Genomic DNA, 2,244 nt, shown 5'->3' on the forward strand with positions numbered 1-2,244 from the left:
CTACCCGACCTCGCTGCGCGCGACCGGAGCGGGCTGGGCCGCCGGCATCGGTCGCATCGCATCCATCATCGCGCCGCTGGTGGTGCCGCTGCTGCTCGCCCAGGGCGGTGCGCCGTTGGCCTTCGTCGTGTTCTCGGTGTTCTTCATGATCGCGGCGTTGGCGGCCTGGGGGCTCGTCGACCGGCGCGGCGCGAGCCTCGACGACCGCTGACCCATGGCGCCGAGCGGTCCGGCGCGGCCATAGGCTGGAAAGATGGCGGAAGTGCGATTCGTGGCGATCGGCGACTCCTTCACGGAGGGCGTCGGCGACGAGCCGCCGGACGGCACCGTGCGGGGCTGGGCTGACATCGCAGCGCAGGGCTGGGCCGACGCGTCGGGGCACAGCATCCGCTACGCGAACCTCGCGATCCGCGGCAAGCTGGCCTGGCCGATCGTCGAGCAGCAGCTCGAGCCCGCGCTCGCGCTCCGGCCGACCCATCTCTCCTTCAACGGCGGCGGCAACGACATGCTGCGCCCGAACGCCGACATCGAGCACCTGGCCGACGCCTTCACCCGCGTGCTGCGCAGGTGCGATGAGGAGGGCGTGCAGCTCATCGTGCTCTCGGGTGCGAACCCCAGCGCTCGCCTGCCGATGGGCAGGATGGTGCAGCGACGCGGGGACGAGCTGTCGGATGCCGTGATGCGCCGCATCGAGGACCGACCGGATGTCGTCCGCGCGCTGAACTGGCCCGACACCGAGCTGTCCCGTCCCCAGTACTGGTCCGAGGACCGACTGCACATGAACGCGCACGGCCATCACCGCGTCGCGGCGCGCGTCCTGCACGCACTCGGCTACGAGCCGCCGAGCGAATGGTGGGCTCCGGCACAGCATCCGGTCGCAGGGCCGAGCGGCTATGCGTACTACCGCGAGTTCGTCGCTCCGTGGATCAGACGACGTGTCACCGGCACGTCGTCCGGCGACGGGCGCACCGCGAAGTACGGGGGCTGGGTCGAGCGGACGCCGCGATGAGGTCGCTCGCCGGCCGCCGGATGCTGCGCCGCGTGCCGCAGCTGCTGATCGGCCTGTTCCTGTACGGGATCGGCATCGCGTTCATCGTCCGCGGCATGCTCGGCGCCGCTCCCTGGGACGTCCTGACCCAGGGCATCGCGACGCACCTCCCGCTGTCCTTCGGGACGATCACCATCGTCGTCAGCGGCATCGTGCTGCTGATGTGGATCCCGCTGCGCCAGAAGCCGGGCATCGGCACGGTACTGAACGCCCTGCTCGTCGGCCCCGCCGCGGATGTCGGCTTCCTGATGATTCCCGAGACCGACGTGCTGTGGCTTCGCGTGATCTTCTTCGCGATCGGCCTGACGGTTCTCGCCGCAGCCACGGGCCTGTACATCGGTTCGCATTTCGGTCCCGGTCCGCGCGACGGGCTGATGACCGGCCTGCACCGCGTCACCGGCCGGCCGATCTGGCTGGTCCGCACGGCCCTCGAGGTCTTGGTGGTGCTGGTCGGCTGGCTGCTGGGCGGGAACGTCGGCCTCGGCACCGTGGCGTTCGCTCTGCTGGTCGGCCCGATGTGCCAGTTCTTCATGCGCGTCTTCGAGGTGCGGCTGCCTGGGGAGCGCCTGACTCGGCCGGACGGCGATCTCCGCCCCGACACGGTCGCGGGCTGAGACATGGACCTGTGGGAGATGCGGGCGCTCCCGGGCGGCACGGTGACCCTGCACGACGCGCGGCGGGAGCAGCATCGCACAGTCCGACTCGAGGCGTTCGAGATCGGTGTGTTCGCGGTGACCGAGGAGCAGTTCGCAGAGGTGCTCGGCATCCCGGCCTCCCGTCCGCGGCACCCGGCGCGAGATCTCAGCTGGCTGCGCGCGATCCGGTTCTGCAATGCGGCATCGGAGTGGGAGGGGCTCGACCCCGCCTACGCGTTCGACGGCGAGGAGGTCACCTGGCATGTCGACAGTGACGGATACCGGCTGCCGACGGAAGCCGAATGGGAGTTCGCGTGCCGGGCGGGCTCGACCGGGCCTCAGTACGGCCCGCTCGCGGAGATTGCCTGGACCGGGGCTGACGGAGGATCCGAGCCGCACGACGTCGGGCTGAAGCTGCCCAACCTCCACGGTCTGTTCGACACGCTCGGGAACGTCTGGGAATGGTGCTGGGATCTGCTCGACCCCGAGCGCTGCGACGACTACCGCGTCTTCCGTGGCGGTGGCTTCGCGGATGACAGCTGGAGCGTGCGGGCCTCCGTC

At 70.5% G+C, this 2,244-nt stretch carries 3 protein-coding genes and 1 pseudogene; all 4 read left to right on the forward strand.

Annotated elements, in window-relative coordinates:
* Positions 1-211, forward strand: a pseudogene (locus BGN97_RS14865) (MFS transporter); the annotation flags it as partial.
* Between the two features lie 42 nt (positions 212-253).
* Entirely contained in the window at positions 254-1,009 is a 756-nt protein-coding gene (locus BGN97_RS14870) for an SGNH/GDSL hydrolase family protein (RefSeq protein ID WP_292703120.1), read from the forward strand.
* Entirely contained in the window at positions 1,006-1,662 is a 657-nt protein-coding gene (locus BGN97_RS14875) for a hypothetical protein (RefSeq protein ID WP_292703123.1), read from the forward strand. Before BGN97_RS14870 ends, BGN97_RS14875 begins: the two co-directional genes overlap by 4 nt.
* A 3-nt stretch (positions 1,663-1,665) precedes the next feature.
* On the forward strand, positions 1,666-2,244 hold a 579-nt coding region (locus tag BGN97_RS14880; RefSeq protein ID WP_292703126.1), incomplete at its 3' end, for an SUMF1/EgtB/PvdO family nonheme iron enzyme.

The organism is Microbacterium sp. 69-10 (genome assembly GCF_001897945.1).
Lineage (GTDB): Bacteria > Actinomycetota > Actinomycetes > Actinomycetales > Microbacteriaceae > Microbacterium.